The 25,241-nt window shown below is 72.0% G+C and carries 21 protein-coding genes; 14 read left to right on the top strand and 7 right to left on the bottom strand.

Translation table 11 applies throughout. The annotated features are described in order from the left end of the window. The first annotated feature begins 1 nt into the window (after position 1). The 7 genes from OG462_RS38745 to OG462_RS38715 are packed head-to-tail and all read left to right on the top strand — an operon-like array spanning position 2 to position 7,638. Positions 2 to 1,027 carry an NAD-dependent epimerase/dehydratase family protein gene (locus OG462_RS38745; protein WP_406065274.1) on the top strand — a complete coding sequence of 342 codons (1,026 nt, stop codon included), beginning with the start codon at positions 2 to 4 and terminating at the stop codon, positions 1,025 to 1,027. Then, a complete protein-coding gene (locus OG462_RS38740) occupies positions 1,015 to 2,298 on the top strand; it encodes a DUF4910 domain-containing protein (RefSeq protein WP_406065272.1) in 1,284 nt (427 codons plus the stop codon). The genes OG462_RS38745 and OG462_RS38740 overlap by 13 nt, the downstream gene beginning before the upstream one ends. Beyond that, positions 2,295 to 3,608 (top strand): hypothetical protein, encoded by a 1,314-nt coding sequence (locus OG462_RS38735; protein WP_406065270.1) that lies wholly within the window; start codon positions 2,295 to 2,297, stop codon positions 3,606 to 3,608. Before OG462_RS38740 ends, OG462_RS38735 begins: the two co-directional genes overlap by 4 nt. Beyond that, entirely contained in the window at positions 3,605 to 4,552 is a 948-nt protein-coding gene (locus OG462_RS38730; RefSeq protein WP_406065268.1) for a glycosyltransferase family 2 protein, read from the top strand. Before OG462_RS38735 ends, OG462_RS38730 begins: the two co-directional genes overlap by 4 nt. Then, positions 4,549 to 5,757, top strand: coding sequence for a polysaccharide pyruvyl transferase family protein (locus tag OG462_RS38725; protein ID WP_406065266.1), 1,209 nt, complete (start codon positions 4,549 to 4,551; stop codon positions 5,755 to 5,757). Before OG462_RS38730 ends, OG462_RS38725 begins: the two co-directional genes overlap by 4 nt. Then, positions 5,754 to 6,305 (top strand): dTDP-4-dehydrorhamnose 3,5-epimerase, encoded by a 552-nt coding sequence (gene rfbC / locus OG462_RS38720; protein WP_406065264.1) that lies wholly within the window; start codon positions 5,754 to 5,756, stop codon positions 6,303 to 6,305. Before OG462_RS38725 ends, rfbC begins: the two co-directional genes overlap by 4 nt. A gap of 7 nt (positions 6,306 to 6,312) precedes the next feature. Beyond that, positions 6,313 to 7,638, top strand: a complete 1,326-nt coding sequence (locus OG462_RS38715; protein WP_406065262.1) for a glutamate-1-semialdehyde 2,1-aminomutase — start codon at positions 6,313 to 6,315, stop codon at positions 7,636 to 7,638. A 7-nt stretch (positions 7,639 to 7,645) separates the two neighbouring features. Here the strand turns inward: OG462_RS38715 and OG462_RS38710 are convergent, their stop codons facing one another. The 5 genes from OG462_RS38710 to OG462_RS38690 all read right to left on the bottom strand — a co-directional run bounded on the left by OG462_RS38710 (position 7,646) and on the right by OG462_RS38690 (position 14,807). After that, positions 7,646 to 8,305, bottom strand: coding sequence for a phosphatase PAP2 family protein (locus tag OG462_RS38710; RefSeq protein ID WP_406065261.1), 660 nt, complete (start codon positions 8,303 to 8,305; stop codon positions 7,646 to 7,648). Between the two features lie 288 nt (positions 8,306 to 8,593). Further along, entirely contained in the window at positions 8,594 to 9,874 is a 1,281-nt protein-coding gene (locus OG462_RS38705; RefSeq protein WP_406065259.1) for an MFS transporter, read from the bottom strand. Continuing rightward, the gene (locus tag OG462_RS38700; RefSeq protein ID WP_406065257.1) at positions 9,871 to 11,271 is read right to left on the bottom strand and encodes a glycoside hydrolase family 1 protein; all 1,401 of its coding nucleotides are present in this window, start codon (positions 11,269 to 11,271) and stop codon (positions 9,871 to 9,873) included. The genes OG462_RS38705 and OG462_RS38700 overlap by 4 nt, the downstream gene beginning before the upstream one ends. A 241-nt stretch (positions 11,272 to 11,512) precedes the next feature. Next, positions 11,513 to 13,297, bottom strand: coding sequence for a lysyl oxidase family protein (locus tag OG462_RS38695; RefSeq protein WP_406065255.1), 1,785 nt, complete (start codon positions 13,295 to 13,297; stop codon positions 11,513 to 11,515). Between the two features lie 277 nt (positions 13,298 to 13,574). Continuing rightward, positions 13,575 to 14,807, bottom strand: a complete 1,233-nt coding sequence (locus tag OG462_RS38690) for a GlxA family transcriptional regulator (protein ID WP_406065253.1) — start codon at positions 14,805 to 14,807, stop codon at positions 13,575 to 13,577. Here OG462_RS38690 and OG462_RS38685 point away from each other — a divergent pair. The 3 genes from OG462_RS38685 to OG462_RS38675 are packed head-to-tail and all read left to right on the top strand — an operon-like array spanning position 14,806 to position 18,342. Then, on the top strand, positions 14,806 to 15,618 hold the full coding sequence (locus OG462_RS38685; RefSeq protein WP_406065251.1) for a dienelactone hydrolase family protein: 813 nt from the start codon (positions 14,806 to 14,808) through the stop codon (positions 15,616 to 15,618). The two genes, OG462_RS38690 and OG462_RS38685, sit on opposite strands and share 2 nt — an antisense overlap. Before the next feature lie 42 nt (positions 15,619 to 15,660). Continuing rightward, entirely contained in the window at positions 15,661 to 16,305 is a 645-nt protein-coding gene (locus OG462_RS38680) for a TetR/AcrR family transcriptional regulator (protein ID WP_406065249.1), read from the top strand. 60 nt (positions 16,306 to 16,365) lie between these two features. Beyond that, positions 16,366 to 18,342, top strand: coding sequence for an alkyl/aryl-sulfatase (locus OG462_RS38675; protein WP_406065247.1), 1,977 nt, complete (start codon positions 16,366 to 16,368; stop codon positions 18,340 to 18,342). A gap of 37 nt (positions 18,343 to 18,379) precedes the next feature. On the opposite strand, the gene OG462_RS38670 is transcribed toward OG462_RS38675, so the two are convergent. Continuing rightward, positions 18,380 to 18,832, bottom strand: a complete 453-nt coding sequence (locus OG462_RS38670; protein WP_406065246.1) for an Lrp/AsnC family transcriptional regulator — start codon at positions 18,830 to 18,832, stop codon at positions 18,380 to 18,382. Positions 18,833 to 18,944: 112 nt separating this feature from the next. Here OG462_RS38670 and OG462_RS38665 point away from each other — a divergent pair, with 112 nt between their 5' ends. Next, positions 18,945 to 19,562, top strand: coding sequence for a LysE family translocator (locus OG462_RS38665; protein WP_406065244.1), 618 nt, complete (start codon positions 18,945 to 18,947; stop codon positions 19,560 to 19,562). Between the two features lie 39 nt (positions 19,563 to 19,601). Further along, a complete protein-coding gene (locus tag OG462_RS38660) occupies positions 19,602 to 20,060 on the top strand; it encodes a PaaI family thioesterase (RefSeq protein WP_406065242.1) in 459 nt (152 codons plus the stop codon). A 79-nt stretch (positions 20,061 to 20,139) separates the two neighbouring features. On the opposite strand, the gene OG462_RS38655 is transcribed toward OG462_RS38660, so the two are convergent. Then, entirely contained in the window at positions 20,140 to 22,470 is a 2,331-nt protein-coding gene (locus OG462_RS38655) for an LPXTG cell wall anchor domain-containing protein (RefSeq protein ID WP_406065240.1), read from the bottom strand. Positions 22,471 to 22,671: 201 nt separating this feature from the next. Here OG462_RS38655 and OG462_RS38650 point away from each other — a divergent pair, with 201 nt between their 5' ends. Both OG462_RS38650 and OG462_RS38645 read left to right on the top strand, forming a co-directional pair. Continuing rightward, complete coding sequence (locus tag OG462_RS38650) at positions 22,672 to 23,232, top strand: hypothetical protein (protein ID WP_406065239.1); 561 nt, start codon at positions 22,672 to 22,674, stop codon at positions 23,230 to 23,232. 197 nt (positions 23,233 to 23,429) lie between these two features. Next, the gene (locus OG462_RS38645) at positions 23,430 to 25,073 is read left to right on the top strand and encodes a tetratricopeptide repeat protein (protein WP_406065238.1); all 1,644 of its coding nucleotides are present in this window, start codon (positions 23,430 to 23,432) and stop codon (positions 25,071 to 25,073) included. Positions 25,074 to 25,241: the final 168 nt, after the last annotated feature.

The following is a 25,241-nucleotide window of genomic DNA, read 5'->3' as shown; positions in this document are numbered from 1 at the left end:
CTTGCGCGTACTACTGACCGGACACCAGGGCTACTTGGGCACCGTGATGGCCCCGGTCCTCCGCTCCGCCGGGCACGAGGTCGTCGGTCTTGACGCCGGCCTGTTCGCGGACTGTGTCCTCGGCCCGGCGCCCGCGGACCCCGCGGGGCACCGGGTGGACCTGCGCGACGTCACGGCCGACCACGTGGCCGGGGTGGACGCCGTGATCCACCTGGCCGCGCTGTCCAACGACCCGCTGGGATCGCTGGCGCCGGACCTCACCTACGACATCAATCACCACGCCTCCGTACGGCTGGCCCGGCTGGCCCGCGACTCCGGGGTGACGCGTTTCCTGTACGCGTCCACCTGCTCGGTCTACGGCGCCGCCGGCGGCGACGACCTGGTGGCCGAGGACGCTCCGCTGCGCCCGGTGACGCCGTACGCGGAGTCCAAGGTGCGGGTGGAGGACGACCTGCACGCGCTCGCCGACGGCGACTTCAGCCCGGTGTTCATGCGCAACGCCACCGCCTTCGGCTTCTCGCCCCGGCTGCGCGCCGACATCGTGCTGAACAACCTGGTGGGCCACGCGCTCCTGTCCGGCGAAGTGCTTGTGATGTCCGACGGCACGCCCTGGCGCCCGCTGGTGCACGCCGCCGACATCGCACGGGCCTTCGCGGCCGCGCTGACCGCGCCGCGCGAAGCGGTGCACGACCGGGCGTTCAACATCGGCAGCGAGATCAACAACGTCACGGTCGCCGAGATCGCCGAGCAGGTCGCCGAGGCGGTGACCGGCTCGAAGGTGGTGATCACCGGGGAGACCGGTGCCGATCCGCGGTCGTACCGGGTGGACTTCGCGCGGTTCCGTGCCGCGGTGCCCGGCTTCGACTGCGAGTGGACGGTGAAGCAGGGCGCGCTCGAACTCGCCGACGCCTACCGGAAGTTCGACCTGACCCGGGAGGCCTTCGAGCGACGCTTCACCCGGCTCGCCGTGCTCCGCGCGGCGTCCGACGCCGGCGCCGTCGACGACACCCTGCGGTGGCGCCGATGACAGCGGTCGGTGAGGAGATGCACGCGCTGGTGGAGCGGCTGTACCCGCTCTGCCGGAGCATCACCGGCGACGGTGTGCGCGCCACCCTGGACATCGTCGGCGAGTACGTGCCGCTGCAGGTGCACGAGGTGCCGACCGGGACGCAGGTGCTCGACTGGACGGTGCCGCAGGAGTGGAACATCCGGGACGCGTACGTCGCCGACACCGCCGGCAACCGGGTCATCGACTTCGCCGCGTCCAGCCTGCACGTGCTCGGCTACAGCGTGCCGGTGTCGCGGACCATGCCGCTGGCCGAGCTGCGCGAGCACCTGCACACCCTGCCGGACCACCCGACCTGGGTGCCGTACCGCACGAGCTACTACACGCCGGAATGGGGGTTCTGCCTGGCCCAGGAGACCTTGGACGCGCTGCCCGACGGCGAGTACGAGGTGCGCATCGACTCCACCCTGGCGGATGGCCACCTCACCTACGCCGAGCACGTGGTCCCCGGACAGGTCCCCGACGAGGTGATCGTCTCCTGTCACGTCTGCCACCCGTCGCTGGCCAACGACAACCTGGCCGGCATCGCGGTGGCGACGTTCCTGGCCCGCGCGCTGGCGCGCGAGACGCCGTACTACACCTACCGGTTCATCTACGCACCCGGCACCATCGGGGCGATCACCTGGCTGGCCCGCAACGCGGAGCGGATCGAGGGGGTGAAGCACGGGCTCGTGCTGGCCTGCGCCGGCGACTCGGGCCGGCTGACGTACAAGCAGAGCAGGCGCGGCGACGCGGAGATCGACCGGGTGATGCGTCACGTACTGACGGCCTCCGAACGCCCGCACCACGTCACCGAGTTCACCCCGTACGGCTACGACGAACGGCAGTACTGCTCACCGGGGTTCGATCTCGGCGTGGGCTCGCTCAGCCGGACCCCGTACGCCGGCTACCCCGAGTACCACACCTCGGCGGACAACCCGGACTTCGTCTCCCCGGAGGCGATGGCGGACACGCTGGCCCTCTGCCGCGAGGCCTTCGAACTGCTCGACCGCAACCGGCGGTACGTCAACCTCAGCCCGTCCGGCGAACCGCAGCTGGGCCGACGGGGGTTGTACGAGTCGCTCGGCGGCCGCAGCGACGCGAAGCAGGCCCAGATGGCCATGCTCTGGGTGCTCAGCCTCTCCGACGGCGAGCACAGTCTCCTTGACGTCGCCGAGCGGTCCGGGCTGCCGTTCGACACGGTCGCCGTCGCGGCCGACGCCCTGGGCGCCGCCGGGCTGATCAAGGCATGACGCCGATGTCCACCGAGGGGGAAACGACGACGACACCGGCGGACCGGCGGACCGCCAAGCGGGCCGTCGCGGGTCGGCTGTCCTGGGGACTGGCCGACCAGGCGGCCTCCAGCATGTCCAACTTCGCGGTGGGCATCTACGTGGCGCGCTCGCTGGGGCTGACCGCGTTCGGCGTGTTCAGCCTGGCCTGGGTCACCTACGGCGTGGTGCTCAACGTCTCCCGCGGACTGGCCACCGATCCGCTCGTGGTGCGCTTCAGCGCCGTGCCGGCCGCGTCCTGGCGCGCGGCCGTGGCCCGGTCGTCGGGTACCGCGCTCGGGGTCGGCGCCGCCCTCGGCGCGGTGTCGCTGCTGCTCGGCCTCGCTGTCGGCGGCCGTGTGGGGACCGCGTTCGCCTGTCTCGGCGTCGTCCTGCCGGGGCTGCTGCTGCAGGACGCGTGGCGGTTCGCCTTCTTCGCTGCCGGCTCCGGGCGGAAGGCGTTCGTCAACGACATGGTGTGGGGCGTCGCGCTCGTCCCCGCCTTGGTGGTGGCGGCCCGTGTGGGCAGCGTGGCGGCTTTCGTGCTCGCCTGGGGTGCGTCCGCCGCGGTGGCCGCGGTGTACGGCTGCCTCCAGTCCGGCATCCGGCCCCGGCCGACCGGGGCGCGCGAGTGGCTGAGCGAGCACCACGACCTCGGCTCCCGGTACCTGGTCGAGAACGTCACCAACAGCGGAGCGAGCCAGTTGCGGGCGTACGGGCTCGGCGCGATCGTCGGGGTCGGCGCGGTGGGGGTGATCCGTGGGGCCGAGCTCCTCCTCGGCCCGTTCCTCGCCGTGCTGATGGGCCTGTCACTCGTCACCGTCGCGGAGGCGGCACGGGTGCTGCGGCGCTCCCCGCACCGCCTCGGCGCGTTCTGCCTTCTGCTGGGCGGCGGGCAGGCCGCCGCCGCGCTGCTCTGGGGCGGAGCGCTGCTGCTCGTTCCGGACCGCGCCGGCGAGCTCGTGCTCGGCGGCGTCTGGACCGCTGCCTCGGAGCTCATCGTGCCGGTCACGGTGGGCGTCGCGGGCGCCGGCCTCGGCACCGGCGCGGCGGCCGGGCTGCGCGCGCTCGGCGCGGCCCGGCGCAGCCTGCGCAGCCAGCTGTTCGCCTCGGCCTGTTACGTCGTCGGCGGGCTCGGCGGCGCGGCCGTGGCCGGCACGGTCGGCTCGGCCTGGGGCGTCGCCGCCGCGACCGTCTGCGGCTCGGCCGTGTGGTGGCTGCAGTTGCGCTCCGCCCTGCGGGAGCACCACCAGAACACCCTTCCCGAAGTTCCCGAAGTGAGGACCTCATGACCGCCCGACCCCGGCTGAGCATCGGCCTGCCCGTGTACAACGGCGAGGAGTACCTCGCCGAATCGCTCGACGCCCTGCTCGGCCAGACGTACGAGGACTTCGAGCTGGTCATCTCCGACAACGCCTCGACCGACGGTACGCAGGACATCTGCCGCCGGTACGCCGAGAAGGACTCACGCATCCGGTACGTCCGGCTGCCCCGGAACATCGGCGCCGCACCGAACCACAACTACGTGTTCACCGAGTGCCGCGGTGAGCTGTTCAAGTGGGCCTCGCACGACGACCTGTACGCCCGGGACCTGCTGCGGCGCTGCGTGGACGCGCTGGACGAGCGGCCGGACGTGATCCTCGCGCACGCCGACCAGGCGGTCATCGACGGCGAAGGACAGGTGAAGGTCCCGTACGAGTACACGCTCGCCACCAGCTCGCCACGCGCGCCGGAACGCTTCCGCAGCATGCTGTTCGAGCCCGGCGGCGACGACTTCTACGGGGTGATGCGGGCCGATGTGCTGCGCCGGGTGAAGCCGCACGACAGCTACCACCACGCGGACCGCACGTTCGTCTCCGAGATCGGCCTGCACGGCCCCTTCCACCAGGTACCGGAGCTGCTGTACTTCCGCCGCGACCACCCCACCCGCGCCGAGCGGGCCAATCCTTCCAAGCGCTCCCGTTGCGTCAACCTGGACCCGCGCCGGGCCGGCCCTCTGCACCCGACGCCCCGGCTGCTCGCCGAGTACGTCTGGGGCTTCGTCGCGGCGATCCGGCGGGCGCCGTTGTCCCCGGCCGACCGGCGAGCGTGCTATCGCCACCTGGTCGCGTGGGCGGCCAGCCGGGTCCGGCCGGGCGCCGGCGAGCGGGTGGAGGACCGCGCCCCGGTCGACCCTGACCGGCTCACCGTCTCCCTCGACGCCCTCGTCGCCGGCCGTGAGGGGCGGCAGGCGTGACCGCCGCCCGCGTCGGGGTGTTCGGTCTGCTCGGCTCCGGCAACCTCGGCAACGACGGCTCGCTCGAAGCCGTGCTCGCCTACCTCCGCGCCGAGCACCCGGAGGCGGTCGTGGACGCGCTGTGCGGCGGACCCGAGTACGTCTCGGCCCGGTTCGGGATTCCGGCAACGCGATTGCACTGGTATCGCGGGGAGTACCGGACCGCGTCACGTGCGGGTGCGATCGCGGGGAAGGGTCTGGGCAAACTCGTCGACGCCTTCCGCACCGCTGCCTGGGTGCGCCGGCACGACGTGGTGATCGTGCCGGGCATGGGTGTCCTGGAGGCCACGCTGCCGCTGCGGCCGTGGGGCTTCCCGTACGCGCTGTTCCTGCTCTGCGCGAGCGGTCGGCTGTTCGGCACCCGCGTTGCGCTCGTCAGCGTCGGCGCGGACGCGATCGGTGACCGGCCGACCCGAGCCCTGGTGCGCTGGTCGGCGCGGCTCGCCACCTACCGCTCGTACCGGGACACCCTGTCCCGCGACGCGATGCGGGCGATGGGCGTGGACACCGCGCGCGACGAGGTCTACCCGGACCTCGCCTTCGCCCTGCCGACGCCGTCGGAGCGTGCCACGCCTGGCCTGGTCTGCGTCGGCGTCATGGACTTCCACGGCGGCAACGACGACCGCGCCCGGGCCGAGGAGATCCACCGGCGCTACGTGGACGGAGCAACTGCCTTTGTCCGCGCACTGGTTCGGGAAGGCAGGCCGGTCCGGCTGCTCACCGGTGACGCGTGCGATGCGACGGTGGTCGCCGCGATCCTCCACGCGGTGGACTCGCCGCTGGTCACCGCCGCCGAGACCGCGTCGCTGGCCGACCTGATGGAGGAGACGGGAGCGGCCGACACCGTGGTGGCGACCCGCTACCACAACCTGATCTGCGCGCTGAAGGCCGGCACCCCGACGCTCGCGCTCAGTTACGCGGCGAAGAGCGACGCGCTCATGGCCCGGATGGGCCTCGACGCGTATCGCCACCCGGCCCGCGAGGTCGACGCCGACCGACTCCTGGAGCAGTTCCGCGCGCTGGAGAAGCGATCGGCGGAACTGCGGCGGACCCTCGCCGAGCGGAACCTCGTCGCCGGCCGCCGACTGGAGCAGCAGTTCGCCGCCTTGACCACGGCCCTCTTCCCGACGGCCGGCCACGCCCACACCCGTCAGGAGGCTTCGTGAAAGCGACGGCAGTCCCGGAGATCAACGGCGCATACCTCTTCGAGCCCACCCCGTACGCCGACGAGCGCGGCTTCTTCTGCCGTACCTTCGACGCCGACGTGGTCCGTTCGGTGGGCATCGACCCGGACGCCTTCGTCCAGGACAGCCTGTCCCGCTCGGTCCGGGGCGTACTGCGCGGCCTGCACCTGCGCTCCGGCGCCGGTGAGGCCAAGCTCGTGCGGTGCTCGTACGGGAGGATCTTCGACGTCGTCGTGGACCTGCGGCCCGAGTCGCCGACCTACCGCAACCGGGCCTTCTTCGAGCTGTCCGGCGAGACGCAGGTGACCCTGTACATCCCGGCGGGGTGCGCGCACGGCTTCCAGGCGCTGACCGAGACCGCCGACACGTCGTACCGGATCGACCGCCCGCACGATCCGGCCGAGGACGTGACGATCGCCTTCGACGACCCGGAGCTCGCCGTCCCCTGGCCGCTGCCGCCCGTATCGATGTCCGAGCGGGACCGGAAGGCGCCGAACCTCGCCGAGGCCCTCAAGCAAACGGAGAAGTGACGTCAGCATGGACACCGAAGAGTTCCTCCTGCCCCGGTCGCGGCTGGCGAACGAGCGGCTGCACGCCCTGATCCCCGGGGGCGCGCACACCTACGCCAAGGGCGACGACCAGTACCCCGAGAACCTGGCCCCGGTCATCAGCCACGGCCGCGGAGCCCATGTGTGGGACGTCGACGACAACCGCTACGTCGAGTACGGGTCAGGACTGCGGTCGGTCAGCCTCGGCCATGCCCACCCACGCGTGGTCGAGGCGGTGCGGCGGGAACTCGACCGCGGCAGCAACTTCGTCCGGCCGTCCATCGTGGAGGTCGAGGCCGCGGAACGCTTCCTCGCCACGGTGCCGACCGCCGAGATGGTGAAGTTCGCGAAGAACGGCTCCGACGTCACCACCGCCGCGGTCCGCCTCGCCCGCGCCGTCACCGGGCGCCCGCGGGTGGCGATCTGCGGCGATCATCCGTTCTTCTCCGTCGACGACTGGTTCATCGGCACCACGCCGATGTCCGCCGGAATTCCGGCGGTGAGCACCGAACTCACCGTGGCGTTCCCGTACGGGGACCTGGCCGCCACGGAGGAGCTGCTCACCCGGTACCAGGACGAGGTCGCCTGCCTGATCCTCGAACCCGCCGGCCACACCGAGCCCCCGCCCGGGTACCTCGCCGGACTGCGCGAACTGGCCGACCGGCACGGCTGCGTACTGATCTTCGACGAGATGATCACCGGCCTGCGCTGGTCCGAGGCGGGCGCCCAGGGTCTGTTCGGCGTCGTCCCCGACCTCTCCACGTTCGGCAAGGCGCTGGGCAACGGGTTCGCCGTCTCCGCGCTGGCCGGGCGCCGCGATCTGATGGAGTGGGGCGGGCTGCGTCACTCCGGCGACCGGGTGTTCCTGCTGTCCACCACGCACGGTGCGGAGACGCACTCGCTGGCCGCCGCGATGGCCGTGCTCACCACATACGTCGAGGAGGGCATCACCGCGCGGCTGCACGCCCTCGGAGAGCGGTTGGCCGCCGGTGTCCGCGAGGCCGCGGCCGGCATGGGCGTCGGCGAAAACCTCGTCGTCCGGGGCCGGGCCAGCAACCTGGTCTTCGCCACCCTCGACGAGAACGGGCAGCCGTCGCAGGAGTACCGCACCCTGTTCCTGCGCCGGCTTCTCGCGGGCGGGATCCTCGCCCCGTCGTTCGTGGTGAGCAGCGCGCTCAGCGATGCCGACATCGACCACACCGTCGACGTGGTGGCCCAGGCATGTGCGGTGTACCGGAAGGCACTGGACGCCGCCGACCCCACGCCCTGGGTGGGCGGGCGTCCGGTGAAGCCCGTCTTCCGCCGCCTGGCGTGACGTGACGTCAGCGGCGCTGCCACCGACCGTGGTCGGCGATCCGGTCGACCAGCCACGCGGTCGCCGGCACGACCGCCAGCGCGGTGCACCAGCCGCCGAGGACGTCGGTCGGGTAGTGCGCGCCCAGGACGACCTGGGCCCATCCCATCGCGGCGCCGGCGACCAGCGCCACGGCGAGGACGAGTGAGGTGCCGGCTGCCCTGCCGAGACCGGACCGGCCGATGGCGAGCAGCGCCACGGCGAGGGCGAGCGCGGTGAGGAAGGCGGTGTGCCCACTCGGGTAGGACAGGTTCTCGTCACCGTGGATGGTGCGTCCCACCAGGTGCTTGAGCAGCCTCGTCGTCGCCACGGTGATGCCGACGCCGGCGACGACGAGCACCGCCGCACGGGGACGCCGGAGCAGCAGGCAGCCCGCCACGACGGCGACGACCAGCGTCGCCGCTCCCACGGGCTCGCCCAGGAAGTCCGTGGCCAGAGCGACGTGCCGCCCCTGCGGCCCGACGCCCTCCACCGCCGCCCAGATCCGCGCGTCCACCCTGCCGGGCCGGCCGGCGTCGGCGTACAGGACTCCGAGCACGACGACCACCAGCGCGGCGAGGGCCGCCATCAGCCCGAGCCGGACGCGCAGCGACGGGAGCAGCACCGCGGGCTCCGGGCGGCCGGTCACCCGCCCACCGCGTCCGGTCGACCTGTGGCAGTGATCTTCTTGTCCGCCGTGCGGAGCGTCGGGCGTCGCGGGACTCTGTCGCCGACTTCCGGCTCCGCTCCGGCCAGGCGTTCCCACCCGAGCCCCCCGTCGTGTCGGTCCCATCCTCCGGAGACCACAACTGTCGCCGCGGACCCGGCCATCGCCCTGGCCATGGGCATGGCAATGGGGATGGGGATCAGCCTCTCCTCGTCACCCTAACCAACAATCCGGCAGCGGCACACCGCCGTCGAACACGACGACGTCGCCTCAGGGGACCGAGCGGATGCGGCGTACCAGGACCGAGCCCGCGAGGGCCAGGGCGCCCGCGAGGGCGTACAGGGCCGTGTACCCGCCGAAATGGGTGACGACCGGGGCCGCGATCACGGGGGCCAGCACCTGGGGCAGCGCATTGGCGATGTTGATGACGCCCAGGTCCCTGCCCCGGTCCTCCGCCGTCGGCAGCACGTCCGTGAGCAGGGCGAAGTCCACGGCGGTGTACACGCCGAAGCCGAGGCCGAGCACGAGCGAGGCGACGACAGCGCCGGTCCAGGTCTGCCAGACGGCGAGCAGCAGGGTGGCCGCGGAGATGACGAGCCCCGACCAGATCACGTAGGACTTCCGCCGGCCGCTGCGGTCCGACCGGATACCGCTGATCACCACCGTGGACAGCAGGGTCAGCGCGTTGAGTGCCGTGAGGATCAGTACGCCGTTGTCCGCGTCGCCCTCGTAGTGCACGGCGTCGATCAGGTAGTAGAGCAGATACATCGTGCTGATGGAGTACGACAGGTTCATCAGGAAGCGGGTGAGCCAGGCCCACCCGAAATCGGGATGGCGGCGCGGGTCGATCCAGAAACCGCCGAGGAACGTCCTCCACCGGAAGGCCGGCCGGGCGGCGACGGAGAGCGGGGTGTCGCGCCGCATCAGTACGTACGGAACGGCCGCGAGCACCGAGAAGGCCGCGCAGGCCAGATATCCGGCGGCCACCCCGCCCGCGAGCGTGGCCAGCGCCGTACCGGCCAGGATGCCGCCGACCTGGGAGACGCCGAGCCACCCGCCGACCAGACCGCGCTGCCGCGGCGGCACCTGGTCGGGGACGGCGGCGGTGAGTGCGGCGAAGGCCGCGTTGAGGGCGAGCTGGACCAGGCACCAGCCCGCGATCACGGTCATGACGCTCTGCGCCCCGGCGAGGACGAGCAGCCCGGCCGCCCCGCCCGCCACTCCGCCGACCACCCAGGGGATGCGCCGGCCCACGGATGCCGTCGTCCGGTCGGAGAGCGCACCGAAGACGGGGTTGGCGACCATCGACACGGCTGCTCCCACTCCCGTCACCAGGGCGAGGGTGGACGCCTTGTGGTCGGGGGTGAGGTGCTCGGCCTGGCGTGCCAGGAGCAGTTGCAGAGGGCCGAACCATCCGACCCAGACCCCGAGGTTGGCGAGGGACAGCGCGCTCACCCACCGCCCGCCGGGCGGGGTACCGGTCTTCAGGGCCGGCCCGGCTGTGGTCCCCTCCCCCGCCGTCCCCTCCGCCGCCGTCCCGTCGGCGGTCATCTGCCGCTCTTGATCAGGTCGCGGTACCAGGCGTACGACTCCTTGGGCGTCCGCGCCAGCGTCTCGTAGTCGACGTGGACGAGTCCGAACCGCTGCCGGTACCCCTCCGCCCACTCGAAGTTGTCGAGGATCGACCAGATGAAGTACCCCCGGACATCGGCGCCCTCCGCCATCGCCTCGTGCAGTGCGCGCACGTGGCCGTCGTGGTACGCGACCCGGCGGGCGTCGTCGATCCGCCCTGTCTCGGGGTCCGGCCCGTCACCGTACGAGCAGCCGTTCTCGGTGATGTACAGGGGCGGCAGCCGGTCGCCGTAGCGCTCGCGCAGCGTGGCGAGCAGTTCGCGCAGCCCGTCCGGGACCACCGGCCAGCCGAAGTCGGTGCGTTCGCGGCCTTCGATCTGCCGGATGGAGAAGGGGAGGTCCGACGGTATCTCGATGCCGCCGAAGGAGGAGCCGGCGGAGGCGGCGTCGGCAGTGGCGGCTTCGGCGGTCGGCTGCGGGGCGCCGACGAGCATCGGGTTGTAGTAGTTGATGCCGTACCAGTCCAGTGGCGCCGAGATGGTCTTGAGGTCCTCCGCGACCGGGCCGGGGAGGAGCGAGGCCAGACCCTCGTCCGGATAGGCGCCGGTCAGGATGGGGTCGGCGAAGAGGCGGTTCGTGAGGGTGTCGTACAACTCGGCGGCCGCCCGGTCGTCGTCGCTGTCGCCGGCGGTCCAGACGGGGCTGTGGGAGACGGCGATCCCGATCTGGCGGGCGCCCGCTGCGCGCAGGGCCTGGACGCCCATGCCGTGGGCCAGGAGCTGGTGGTGGGCCGCGGGCAGGGCGTCGAACACGAGACGCCGGCCGGGGGCGTGCTCGCCGAGGCCGTATCCGAGCAGGGTGACCTCGGCTGGCTCGTTGATGGTGATCCACATGGGCACGCGGTCGGCGAGCCGCTCCGCGACCACCGAGGCGTACGCCGCGAACCGCTCGGCGGTGTCCCGGTTGAGCCAGCCGCCGTGCTTCTCCAGCGCGAGCGGGGTGTCCCAGTGGAAGAGGGTGGGCACCGGGGCGATCCCCGCGGCGCACAGCTCGTCGACGAGCCGGTCGTAGAAGTCCAGCCCCTTGTCATTGACCCGGCCGTGGCCGTCGGGCAGGACGCGGGACCAGGAGACCGAGAACCGGTAGGCATCGACGCCGAGTTCGGCCATCAGCGCCACGTCCTCGCGGTAGCGCCGGTAGTGGTCGGTGGCCACGTCCGCGCGCGAGCCGTCCTTGACGCGTCCCTGTTCGCCGGTGAAGGCGTCCCAGCTGGAGGGGCCGCGCCCGTCGGCCGTGAGCGAGCCCTCGATCTGGAAGGCGGACGCGGAGACTCCCCAGAGGAAGCCGGACGGGAACGCGGGTACGGGCGCTGTCATGGGGACTCGCTTCGCTCGGCGGGGCCTGGTTGCTCACGGCACTTTCGGGGCCCGGGGTCGGCCCTGTCAATGGAAAGTGAACAATTCTCAGCTTCTATGCGAGGCGGCACCCGACGACGGAGAGCGTGCCGGGCCGTGCCGTCGCGCACCCCCGGACAACCTCCGTCCTGGGGGTGCGCGACTGCTCACACCACGCCGAACTCACGGTGGCTCGGCGGGCGTTCCGGTGTGCGGTGGGTGATCAGTTCGCGTTCACGAGGTCGTGCGCGGGCACGGTCACGGTCCGCTTGCCGGGCGTGCCGCCGAGGACGATCTTCCGCAGGGCACTGTTGTTGTCGAGATTGGTCTCCTTCAGCCGCTTGGCCGGGTTGGCCAGCACCTGGATGTAGTAGGTGCCGTTGGGCACGTCCGTGATGTCGAACGACTGCCCCGGCAGATCCTGGGTGTAGGTGTCACCGGAGCCGACGTCCAGCACCTCGCGGACGGAGATGGAGTTCTCCTGGCCACAGGCGGTGGACAGGTCGGTGTTGAAGGGGTGCCAGTTGGCGTTCTTCACCGTGTAGTCGACGGCATCGGTGTTGGCGAGGCAGAAGGCCTCCTTGCCACTGCGCACCGCTTCCTTCTTGTCGGCCTTGAGCAGCCGGTAGCTGGCGAAGTCGGTGAAGTGCCAGTGGACGTGGCCGGGACGCGGGTCCCACTCCATGGTGCCGGTCGGCGTGTAGCCGACCTGCTTTCCGTTGGCGTCGTAGAAGTACTGGTAGGCGTCCATCTTGGCCTTGCCGGGCGAGCGGAAGCCGTCCACGACGAGCTGAGCCGGGCCGGCGTTCCACACGTTGGCGCTGAAGGCCAGGTAGTCCTTGCCGGGGATGTTCTCGGCACCGTCGCTGATGGTGATGCCGTAGGCCGGCAGCGACCGCAGGTCGGGCTTGGGGACGGCCGGGACGGAGGGCGCGCCGGTGGGCCGCTTGGACTGCGGCGTGAGGGCGGGCGCCTTGCGTGAGCCGTCGGTCTGTCCGGAGGCGTCGCCGGCCTGCAGGTCCTGCACGTCCTGCGTGTCGGCGCGCGCGGCCTGCGCCTTCTTCAGCGCCCACGGCAGGGCCGGCGGCGCGGCCTTCAGCGGCCCGTGGCCCACGTTGTACGAGGGGCCCGCGCCGCTGGTCACCGGTGCGGCGGCCTGGGCGGGCGTCGGACCGTGCCCGGCGTGACCGGCCGGGGCCTGGTGCCCGGCGTGACCGGCCGGATCCGGGTGGGCGGCGCCGTGCTCGGCGTGCTTCCCGGAGGTGGCCGGTCGGGCGGCCGACGCGCCGGCGCCGTCCTCCCAGCTGCGCTCCTGAACGGTGACCTTCACCGTCGCGGGCTTGTCGGCGATGCCGAAGAGGTCCCGGTACTTCTTGGCGACCGCGACCTTGGCCGTGTACGTGCCGGCGGCGAGCTTCACCGGCTGGGTGTAGGAACCGGCGTAGGTATTGGCGGCCCACCCCTTCTCGACACCCCACACGGAACCGAGGGTGAACGCGTTGGTGGGGCAGCTCTCCGGATACTTCGAGGTGGAGGGCGCGTCGGGCCGTACCCGTCCACTGGCGTTGTTCGGACAGAAGCCCTCCGTCCGGCTGACGACCTTCTTGCCCGTCTTGTCGGTGACGGTGATCTCCGCGAAGCCGGGCAGCCCGGAGAAGTCCTTCACGGTGCCCTGGGGCAGCGCCTTGGCCTTGGCCTTGCCGCCCTCGTACACGGTCTGGGTGATGGTCACCGGGTCCTTGTAGGACTTCCGGGTGACCTTGAGCTCCAGCGGTGTTCCCTCCGCGGTCAGGTAGGTGCCGAGGTCCAGGTAGACGCCCGGCTCCTCCTTCCAGGAGGTGAGCGTGACCGAGTCGGTCGCCGCGATGAGACTCAGTTTGGGCCCCGTCGCGGCCGTCGCCTGCTCCGGCGTCGCGGCCATGATGCCGGCCGTCACGGCCATGACGGCGACGGCCGTGGTGCCGGCGAGCAGCGGACGCCGCAGCCGGGTGGTGCGCGTGGTGGTCATCGTTCCCTCGTTCTCCGGGTGCTGTGAGAAGGAAGCGGACAGCGGGCCACCCGGCCGACGGGACGGCACAGCCGTCCGCCCGGCACGGTGAGAGGCACTCGCTGCGCCCGTACGGTGAGAGGAGGGGATCGGATTCCCGGTTGTCCGGAGAGCCGAAATCGTCAGGATGTTGGCCCGATAGTGCTGTTGTGGTCGGACATCGGTTGCGCCTTCCGAGGTACCGACCGCTGGTGAACGTCGCACAGCAGGGAGCCCGACCCGCCAGGAACGCGACGCCTCAGGCGTCGTCCCTCGGGGAGAGCGCCCGGTCCGTGCGGCGGAAGGCCGCGCGGTAGGCGCTCGGGCGGTGGCCGGTGTGGCGGGCGAAGAGGGCCGCGAAGGTGCCGGGGTCCTGGTAGCCGACGGCCGCGGCGACGGCGGCGACGGTGCGGTCGGTGGCCTCCAGGAGGTGGCGGGCGCGGCGGACCCGGGAGGCCTGCAGATGGGCCAGCGGGCTGCGTCCGGTCTCCTCGGAGAAGCGGCGGAGCAGCGTGCGGGTGCTGACCCGGAAGGCGGCCGCGAGCGCGGCGAGGTCGTACCGCTCGGCGAGGTTCTGGTCGAGCCGCCTCATGACCCGCTGGGAGAACTCGCCGCCGGGCTGCGGCAGGAGCCGCGGGTCGACGTACGGGGTCTGGGAGGTCCGCGCGTCGTCGACGAGCGCCACCCGCGCGGTGGTCCGGGCCACTCGGGCGCCGCTGTGCCTGCGGATCAGGTCCAGCGCGAAGTCCCACATGGCGCTGAAAGCGGCCGTGGTCGTCACGCCCGTGTCGGTGACGACCAGGTGCTCGGGCCGGACGTCGGCCTCCGGGCAGCGCCTCGCCAGCTCGTCGGCGTACAGCCAGGACGTGGTGGCCCGGCGCCCGTTGAGCAGCCCGGCCTCGGCGAGCAGGAACGCGCCGACGCAGAGGGAGACGACCGCGGTGCCGGCGACGGCCTGCGCGCGGATCGCCGCGGTCTCGGGGGCCAGTCCGGCGAGGCGGGCGTCGAGGTCCGTGGCCGGGGCCAGTTCGAAACCGGGGACGACGAGGACGTCGACCTCGCGCAGCGGACGTACGTCCAGGCTCGCGCCGCCCGAGGCGGTGACCCGGCGGCGGGGCGAGACGACCGACACCTGGTAGCCGGGCGCGTCGGGTCCGGCGACGTGCGCGGCCATCGTCAACAGGTCGGGGACGCCGAAGACTTCGGACGCGAAGCAGCCCGGGTAGGCGAGGACGCCGACCCGCAGCGCGCCAGGCCCGGCACCCGGGCCTCGCTGCGCCTCCGCCCGCCGCGCCGCCTCCGCCATCGTCCCCGTACCCCCGTCGCCGTCCCGTCCCCGTCCCGTCGCCGTCGGCCGGATCGGCGGGCCCGAGGGCCCCGTCGCCGTCCGCGCCGAGGCACGTGCCGCTCCTCGTAACGTGGCGAGATTACCCCCGAGCTTGGCGATCCGGCCCCTCAACGGATCGCCGGCGCCGAGCCACGCTGTCCTCATGACCGACGATCCGATCAGCGACTTCACCCGCAGGAACGTGGCCGTGGAGGGGGTGGAGAAGACGGTGTACGTGGCCGGGGCCGGGCCCGCGGTCGTGCTGCTGCCCGAGATGCCGGGCATCAGCCCCGACGTCCTGCGGCTCGCCCGCTGGGTGCGGGACGCGGGCTTCACCGTCCACGTGCCCTCCCTGTTCGGAACGGACGGCGCCTTCCCCACGGTCGCGGGCGGCCGGGAGGTCGTCCGCCGCGCCTGCGTGAGCGCGGAGTTCCGTGCCTTCGCCGGCGGCGGCACCAGCCCGGTGACCCTGTGGCTGCGCGGCCTCGCTCGCCAGGCCCATGCCGCTTGCGGCGGGCCCGGGGTGGGCGCGATCGGCCTGTGCTTCACCGGCAACTTCGCCCTCACCATGGCCCTGGAGCCGGCGGTGATCGCCCCCGTGGTCAACCACCCGTCGCTACCGCTCGACGACCCCGGCGGAATCGAACTCGACGCGGCGGACGCGCGCGCGGTGCGTGACCGCATCACCCGCGACGGACTCACCGTCCTCGCCTACCGCTTCGAGGGCGACCGCTGGTGCACGGGGCAGCGGTTCGCCGCCTACCGCGCGCTCCTCGGCGACGCCTTCGACGGACGCGTCCTCCCGGACAGCGCCGCGAACCCGGCGCCGCCGCCCTTCTTCGCCGACCTGGTCGGCACCCCGCACAGCGTCGTCACCGCCCATCTCGTCGACGAGGCGGGCCACGCCACGGTCCGGGCCCGCGACGAGATCCTCGCCTTCCTCACCGACCGCCTGCACCCGCCCGTCCCGGAGTGACGCCGCCCCGTCCCGCTCCGGCCCTTCTGCCACCATGGGCCGGTGAGCGACACAGAGGCGGAGAAGGGCCCCGGGCGGGCGGACGCCGGCGCGCGGGGGCGACGCCGGCGGGACCCGGAGTGGACGTACGCGGCGTTGCTCGACGCGCTGCTCGGGCTGATCTCGGAGGAGGGCAGGGAGCCGACCCGGAAGGCGATCGCGGAGCGGGCGGGGGTGTCCGAGCGGACGGTGTTCGTGCACTTCGCCGACCGCGAGGCGCTGTACGTGGCGGCTGCCCGGCGACAGGCCGAGCGGTGGCGCGGTCATGCCGCACCGGTCCCGCCCGGGTGGAAGACGGCACGCAAGGTGGAGGCGCTGCTGGCACAGCGCGGCCGGATGTACGAGGTGATGACGCCGATCCGGAAGATCGGGCTCGGCCTGGAACCGGACTCGCCGGGCCTGCGCGGGGTGATGGCGGAGGGGGACGCCTGGTTCCGGGCGGACCTCGCCGAGGTGCTCGCGCCGGAGCTGGGCCGGGTTCCGGACGCCGAAGAGGCCGGAGGGCTGCTCGACGCGTTGGAGGCCGCCTCGTCGTGGGCGGTCTGGGACCACCTGCGGTCCCGCCGGGGGCTGGACGGGACGGCGGCGCGTGCGGCGATCGACCGCACGCTCCGGGCGCTCCTGGACGTCGGGCCGCACACCTCTTGACTCGTATTGCAGTCAGACTGCAATAGTGGGCGTCCTCACCGAGAAGGGCGTGACACTCCCATGACTTCGATGAACCGGCGCGGCTTCGTCGCGGCCGCCGCCGCGATGGGCGCCGCGGCCGCCTCCGTCTCCCTGAACCCTCAGACCGCCCAGGCGCTCGCCGGGCACCCGCCCCGGAAGGTGCGGACGCCCACGCGGACCGACGGGCTCCCGTACGACGACGAGGCCGACTTCGCCGACGCGGAACGCGGATTCATCGCCGCGTTCACCGGTGGACCGATCACCGACGCCGCCGGGAAGACCGTCTGGGACCCCGGCGCCTACCGCTTCCTCACCGAGGCGACGAGCGGCCACGACGGCCATGCGGGCCACGAGAGCCCCGACACCGTCGACCCCAGCCTGTGGCGGCAGGCGCGGCTCCTGTCACGCCAGGGCCTGTACCGGGTCACCGACCGGATCTACCAGGTCAGGGGCATGGACCTGTCCAACATGACGATCGTCGAGGGCGACACCGGCATCATCGTCATCGACCCGCTCATCTCCGCCGAGACGGCCGCCGCGGCCCTGCGGCTCTACCGCACCCACCGCGGCGACCGCGCCGTCCGGGCGATGATCTACACCCATCCCCATGTCGACCACTTCGGCGGCTGCCGGGGCGTGCTGCCGGACGGCGCCGGGGACGTGCCCGTGCTCGCCCCGAAGGGCTTCATGGAGCACGCGGTCAGCGAGAACGTGTACGTCGGCACCGCGATGGCCCGCCGCGCCGCCTACATGTACGGCTCCACGCTCCCCAAGAACGCGGGCGCGCAGGTCGGTTGCGGGCTCGGGCTGACGGTCTCGCTCGGCACCGTGGGACTCATCGCCCCCACTCACCACATCGGCGCCACGGGCGAGGAGGTCGTCCTCGACGGGGTGCGGATCCGGTTCCAGATGACCCCGGGCACCGAGTCCCAGGAGGAGATGAACTTCCTCTTCCCCGACCTGCGCGCGGTGTGCATGGCGGAGAACGCCACCCACACCATGCACAACATCCTCACCCTGCGCGGCGCCCAGGTGCGCGACGCCCACGCCTGGGCCGGCTACCTCACCGAATCGATCGGCCTCTACGACGGCACCGCCGACGTCGCCTTCGCCTCGCACCACTGGCCCACCTGGGGCAACGACGCCATCGTCGCCCTCCTTTCCCACCAGCGCGACCTGTACGGCTACCTGCACGACCAGACCGTCCGGCTGATCAGCCGGGGCATGACCGGCACCGAGATCGCGGAGACCTTCCGGCTCCCGCCCCAGCTCGAAGGCGTCTGGGCCAACCGCGGCTACTACGGCTCGCTCAGTCACAACGTCAAGGCGGTCTACCAGCGGTACATGGGCTGGTTCGACGGCAACCCGGCCCATCTCTGGGAACACCCGCCCGTCGAGGAGGCCCGCCTCTGGGTGGAGTCCCTCGGCGGCCAGGCCGCGGTCCGCGCCCGTGCCCGGCACTACGCCGACCGGGGCGAGCTGCGCTTCGCCGTCACCCTGCTCAACCATGCCGTCTTCAACGACCCCCGGGACAGCCGGGCCCGACGGCAGCTCGCCGCGCTCTACACCCGCCTGGGACAGGCCGTCGAGAACGCCGTCTGGCGGAACTTCTACCTCACCGGCGCCCAGGAACTCCTCCACGGCATCACGCCGCACGCCACCGCCACCCTCGGCCCCGACATGTACCTGGCCCTGACCGTCGGCCAGATCATCGACAGCCTCGCCGTCCGCGTCGACGGCCCGAAGGCCTGGTCACTCCGGATCGCCATGGACTGGCACATCGGCGCCGACCACTGGCACCTGCGCCTCGCCAACGGCCTGCTCACCTGGACCACGGACGGTCACCCCGCCGCCGACGCGGGCCTGACCCTGACGATGACCAAGCCCGAGCTCCTCACCCTGCTCGCCGGAAAGGGCACCGACGGCATCACCATGACCGGCGACCGCACTCTCCTGCCCCAGCTGCTCGCGGTCCTCGAAACCCCTGAGCCGGAGTTCCCGATCGTGACTCCGTGAGACCGGTGCGGCCCCGTCCGGCCCCAGGCCCCCGCGCCTACTCGGGCAGGGGGCGGTCGGCGACGACGTGCTTCATGACGAGGGTCGAGGTCAGCCGCTGGACGCCCGGCAGCCTGGCCAGCTGCTGGTCGTAGAGCTGTTGGTAGGCGGCCAGGTCGGTGGTGGCGACGCGCAGGAGGTAGTCGGGTTCGCCGAACAGTCGCTGGGCCTGAAGGACGTGCGGGATGGCGGCCACGGCCTCTTCGAAGGCGGCGACGGTGCCGGGGTCCTCCCAGCGCAGGGTGGCGAAGACGAGGGCTTCGAAGTCGAGGCCCACGGCTACCGGGTCGACGACGGCGCGGTAGCCGCGGATCGCCCCCTGGCGTTCGAGGTCGCGCAGGCGGCGGTGGCAGGGCGAGACGCTCAGCTGCACACGAGCCGCCAGCTCGGTGACCGTCAGACGGCCGTCCAGCTGGAGCTCGGTAAGAATCTTCCGGTCCAAGGCATCCATGCAGAAGATTCTCCCCCGAATGGCGCGATCAAGGAGTGAATACAGGAACACTTTCGGCCATATCGCACCTAATCTTCCCTCTCGAAGCAAGGAATGCGAGAGGGAGCGATCGATGGACACGACCACGCTGGCGGCCTTCCTGGCCGTGGACCTGCTGCTGGTCTTCACCCCGGGCGCGGACTGGGCCTACGCGATCTCCGCCGGCCTGCGCGACCGGTCGGTCGTCCCGGCGGTCGCCGGGCTGATAGCCGGATACGCGGGCTACACGTTGCTCGCCGTGGCCGGGCTCGTGGTGATCGTGGCAAGCTCGGCGACCGTCCTCACGGCGCTGACCGTCGCCGGCGCCGCCTACCTCATGTGGCTCGGCTGGGGTGTTCTGCGCCGGCCCGCCGTCCTGGGCGCGTCCACGGAGACCATGGCCTCGTCGCGCGGGCAGATCATGCTCAAGGGAGCCGGGATCAGCGGCCTGAACCCGAAGGCCCTGCTGCTGTACTTCTCGTTGTTCCCGCAGTTCATCGACACCGCGGACGGCTGGCCGGTCGCCGCGCAGACCGGGCTGCTCGGCGTACTGCACATGACGGCCTGCGCTCTCGTCTACCTCGCCGTCGCCGTGCTGGCCCGGTCCGTACTGAGGACCAGGCCCTCCGCCGCCCGGACGGTCACCCGCGTCTCCGGTGCCATGATGATCGCCATCGGCGGGTTCCTGCTGGTGGAACGCCTGGCGGGCTGACGCATCCTCCTCACCCCGTACGCAGACGAAGGAGAGCACGTGGAAGACCGGACACAGCGGGAGCAGTCGAGCCCGGAGGTACAGAAGCGCGTCCGGGCCAGCTTCGACCGCCAGGGACTGATGGCCCACCTCGGCGCGCGGATCACGCACATCGGCCCCGGACGCGTGCACATCGAGCTCCCGAGCCGGCCCGAAGTGACCCAGCAGCACGGCTACTTCCACGCGGGTGCCACCAGCGCCGTCGCGGACAGCGCCGGCGGCTACGCCGCGTCCACCCTGTTCCCCGAGGACGCCGAGGTGCTCACCGTCGAGTACAAGATCAACCTCCTGGCACCCGCCACCGGCGACCACATCGAGGCGATCGGAACCGTCCTGAGGGCCGGACGCACGCTGACCGTGTGCCGGCTGGAGGTGTACGGCGTCCGGCACGACGGCGAGCGCGAGCTCGTCGCCAACGGACAGCAGACGCTGATCCGCGTCGATCGTCCCGCGCGCTGAGCACGCGCCCCGGCGTGCGCGAGGGGTCCTTCCCGCGTACGGGAAGGACCCCTCTCCTGCTCTCCGGGTGCGGTGCCGGTCAGCTCCCGGTGTTCGCCCGGCGGCGGCGCCACCAGACGAGTGCGCCGCCCGCGGCGATCGCGGCGGCCGCGATGCCGACGATCAGGCCCACGGGGGTGCTGCTGCCGGTGTCGGCGAGGTCGCCGTCAGGGTCCTTCGGGCCCGGCGGGGTGGTGGCCCCGGGGGACTGGCTGGCCGTCGGTGCCGGAGCCGTCGGGGTCGGGGTCGGCTTCCCCGTGACGGTCGGGGTCGGGGACGGGGTCGGCGTTCCCGTGTCCGTGGGGGTCGGGCCGGGGGTGCCGCTCTCGGAGTGTCCGGCGCTGTTCCCGCCGAACATCAGGTAGCCCTCCTTGTTCGGATCGTCGGCGATCGTGTCGACCGCGTAGCCGACCGTGCGGGGCTTGTAGCGCTGCTCGGCGCGGAAGCGCACGGGGTTCATGTTGCTCTTGGGCTGCTTGGAGAAGTCGACCCCGCCCACGGTGTAGACGTAGACGTCCTCGCCGTTGGACCACTTGTACTTGAAGGTGCCTTCGGTGAACGCCTTGTAGTAGCGCTCCCAGACCTGCTTGCCGGTCCAGTCCTTGTGCGGGGCGCGCAGCGGCCAGCGCTTCACGTCGTTGCTGTTGATGATCTTGCGGTACTCGGCGGGCATGTCGGCGGCGTTCTGACGCACCCACTCGGCGGCGACGCGTGCGGTGTAGACGCGGCGCAGGTCGGCGTAGTAGTCGCCGTTGTTGACCTTCTCCGCGACCAGGGGGGTGATGTAGCGGTCGAGTACGCGGTCGGACTGCTGCGTCTCCGCCTCGGTGAGGTCGCAGCCCTTCCCGCCGGGCGGCTGGGTGGTGGTCTCCTGCGGCACCGTGGACAGCTTCAGCGGGGTGTCGAGGATGTGGATGCCGCCGTCCTGCTCGCGCACGACCGCGGTCTCCGGCTCGATCCAGTAGCGGAAACCGGCCCAGCAGGGGAAACCGTTGCGCTGGGGCAGGGCGTTCATGAAGTTGCGGCCCGCGTCCGTCTCCGGGTCCATGGCCTTGAAGATGTCGTGCTTCAGCTCCAGGTCCGCCTCCAGGAGCACCCGGCCCGCGTCGGTCTTGCCGAAGTCCGCGTCGATGATGCGGTTCGGCTCGTCCGGGTTGAGATTCACCCAGAACGTGGACGGGTCCAGGGCCAGCCAGGTGAAGAACGCGTCGGAGATCAGGTCGCCCTTCTCCTGGCCGCCCCAGCCCGCCGCGTACTCGTCCTCCACCGACTTGGCGGAGAACGCGTAGTCCAGCCCCTTGCCGCCCTTGCCCTTGCCGATGTACCGCAGGTCGAGGGTGGTGAAGTCGATGCCCCCGAGGCCGCGGTTCATCAGGGCCCGCTCGCCGGTCTTGCCCAGCCGGTCGAGCTGCTCCTTGAGGGTCTGCGGGTTCGCCGGGGACTGCTTGATCACCTGGTTGCCGGAGCCGCGGGACCCGGTGGAGGTGCCGTTGCCCGGCGACATCGTCGTACCGTTCGCGCGGTACGGACCGTTCTCGGTGCCCTTGGGCGGCACTCCCTTGTGGTGGGACTGGTAGTCGTAGGTACGGACCCGGTCACGGCCGAGCGTGTCCTTGCCCGCGGTGTCCTTCAACTCCTTCATGAAGTTCTTGGCGTCGCGGGACTGGTTCTCGGCGAACACGTAGGTGTACCGGTAGGAGCGCCAGCCCCTGTTCTTGGCCCAGGCCCGGTCCGCGGGCTTCTCGCGGCCGTCGGGGCTGCCGTTGGACTTGACCTCCACGATCTCCCGGGTGCGCTTGTTGTAGGCGTCCAACCGGCGCACGTGGCGTTCGCCGGTGTCGGGATCGGTGAAGTAGAACTCCTTCTCGCAGATCCAGTCCGGGCCCGTCAGGCCCATCTCGCGCACGACCTTGGCCATGAAGGCCTTGCCGCGGGCGTCGTAGCCCTGGTTCGGGATGTAGACCTTCGACAGGTAGTCGCTGAAGCCCTTCCACCGCTTCTGCGCGTTGAACCGGGCGTAGATGCGCCTCGGGTCGCTGTGGTCGTACTTCTTGTAGTCGGTGCCCGCCGCGTCGAGCTCGGCCTGGGTGGGGTTGAGGCCGTCGAACTGGAGACCGGGGTTGGTGTAGTCGTACGTGTCCCAGCGGTCCACCGCACGGGAGGCGTCCCCCTGGGGCAGGCCACCGGTGGGTACGTTCTTCACCCCGTACATCTGGTCGCAGCGCTTGCCCGGCTTCAGCGTCGGCCCCGGAGCGGCTTCGGCGACGCCGGAGACGGGCTGGCCGGTGACCGTGATGACGGTGGCGCAGGCGAGTGCTAGCAGGCTGTTCCTGAGCGCACGCCAGCGGCGCGCTATTCGTGCTGGCTTCACAGTGCTTCCCCCGGGAGCCCCCACGGGTCCGATTCAGGCTGTGTGGCGCCAGGGCCCCCGATGCTCAGTGGGCGCCGCACAAGCGGTCCGATCCTAGAGGCTCGCTTTGCCGCCGCAATGCCGTTTCGGCGGTGAGGCGTGTGTTAACTCCGTGCAGATCACTGATTCTTACCGTTACATCGGGGGCTAGGCTTAGCTGCTGTGAGCGATGAAACCTGGGACTACGAGGACGAGGACGAGCACGCTGTCGCCGAGCGCATCGACACGGCGCACGCCGACAACCCCCGCCTGACGGCGTGGCTGGGCGAGCAGCAGGGCCGCTTCGACGACTGGAGCCGCCGCCACGGCGGTGGCTGGGACTTCGGCGAACGCTCGCTCGACCGCGTGGAAGCCCTCATCCGTGAACACGTCACCTCCGTCGACCACCTGTTCACGGACGAGCACACCCCGTTGATCCAGGTCGCCTGCTGGTACGTCGGGGAGGTCCACAACCGCACCCGCGGCACCCAGTGGCGCATGGACCCCGATCCCGCCGACAGCCACCCCTGGTCCCAACGCCCTTACGTCATCGTGCCCTTCGCGCGCCTGGACGAGTACCGGGACCCCGAGGGCATCGACTACGACGCCCGTCCCCAGCACCATCCCCTCAGCAGCTTCCTCTCCCTCCTCCGCGAGGGGCCGACGGCCGGGCCGGCCGCGCTGCGGAGCGAACTGGACGACTACGAGCCCGGCGTCGGCAGCGACGACCGGGACGAGGAGTGAGAGAAGAGTGAGACCTCGGCCTTCCCGTTGTGCGGACGGGAAGGCCGAGGCGGATTATGGTGCGTAACTCTCGGGGTGGTTCTGCCGTCGGAGGCCGCGATGCGCCGGGTACTGATCTGCGCACCGACCGTCGTCACCCTGGGGGCGGTGGGCTGCGGCGGCGGGACGGCAACAAGTTCATCGGCGTCCAGTTCCGGTTGAAGAACACGGGCAGTGAGGTCCATTCGGACTCCCCGAGCAACGGAGCGCGGCTCGTCGACCAGCAGGGGCAGCAGTTCGACGCCAAGATCGCCAGGATCACCAGCGGTCCGTCCTTCCCGGCAAGCACCACCATCGCCGCCGGTGCCGCCGAGTCCCGGGCGGAGGAGGGCGCCGAGGACACCATCCGCTCCGCGCTCGACGCCGCCCTCGGCGAGGCCGAGCGGCTCACGACCGAGGTGCCGTTCACGGGTGAGGCACTCGGCGAAGCAGAGCCCTTCTCCGGCGCCGACCTGGCATCGGAGCGCATCCGGCAGTACCTCACCGTGCTGTACTCCTTGACCTTCGCCGCCTACCAGGACGTGCAGCGACAGCTGCCGGAGGCCCCCGACGCCGCCTGGGAGCGGTTCGAGGAGGCCACCCGTGCGCTGCGCTCCGAGGCGGAACGCCTGTCCGCGCCCCACCAGGTCGCCAACGCACGGCAGTTCGTCGCCGACCTGGCCGGCCACCGCGACGACATGGCACTGGCCGAGTCGGAGCTGCGCGCGGCCCTGAAGGACATCGAGGTCGCCGGTCGGCCGTGGCGTGGCCCTCGGCCGCGTGCCCTGCTCGCTCAGATCCTCCTCGCGAAGGACGAGCCGGCGGAGGCCGTGGAGCTGCTGCACCGGGCGGTCTCCGACGCCGTCCGCTTCGACGACGCGGAGTTCCCGATGGCACCGACGTACTCGCTGCTCGGCCACGCGGCCTCGCATCTCGGGGACTTCGGCGGTGCGGTGCGCCATCTCTCCGAGGCGGCCGCGCGGTTCGACCAGGACGACGCGCACGACGACGCGGCCGAGGTACGACTCCAGCTCGCCGACGTCCTGGCGCGCGCCGGGCAGCAGGCGGACGCGGTCGCCGTCCTGGAATCCGTGCTCTCCGAGGAGGCCGTCGCGTCGCTCGGCGAGCGTCTGGTCGCGCAGGCCCGGCTCAACCTGGCGCGCGGGCTGCGGGAGGTGGAGGAGTTCCTCGCCGTCGCCGAGGAGTTCCTGCGTCTCGCGGACACCGTGGCCGCCTGGGAGGACGGCCCTCAGGTCCTCACCCTCGTGGCCTCGGAGGCTGCGACAGCGCTGGCGATGGCCGACCGCTGGGAGGCGGCGGGCGCGGCGTACGAACGCGCCGTCGCGGCGCACGCGGAGGCGCCGAACCCTGCGCAGGTCATCCGCATGATGCGCGAGTTCGCCCGTCTCACGATGCTGGCGCGGAACGCGGACGGGCTCGACGACGCACTGCGGCACCTGGCGGAGGCCGACGCGGTCCTGGCCACCGTCCCCGACGGCACCGAGGGCTTCACCGCCTGGTACGAGCGCGGCGAGGTGCACTACCGCCGCGCCCGCACCCTGGCGGAGGCGGACCGCTTCCCGGAGGCCCTGGTCGAGGCGGAGGCCGCCGTCGCCGCCCACGAAGAGGGCGGGAAGCAGGGCGAGCTGGCGCGCGCCGAGGCGGTCCGGTTCACCGCGCTCGTCGAGGGGAACGGCCTGGGCCGGTTCCAGGAGGCCGTCGCGCGCCTCGCGACGGCGGCGGCCCGCTGCCGGAAGGCGGACCTCGCCGAGGCCGCCGAGATCCTCGACGCCCTGCGCCAGGACTATCTGACGCGGCAGTAGGACCGGACACGGCGGCCGTCTCTCGCGGGGCTCAGCACACGAGCCTCAGCACACGGGGCTCAGCTCAGTACACGGGGCTCGACTCAACGGGCTCTGTTTGCCGGGCTCTGTCCGCCGGAGACGGCCGCCACCGCCGCAGCCGCTGCACCCGGGACCCGGCCCCGGCCC

Origin of the sequence: Streptomyces sp. NBC_01077, assembly GCF_045162855.1 — a bacterium.
Classification (GTDB): domain Bacteria; phylum Actinomycetota; class Actinomycetes; order Streptomycetales; family Streptomycetaceae; genus Streptomyces.
This window is presented reverse-complemented; position numbering and strand designations above follow the sequence as displayed.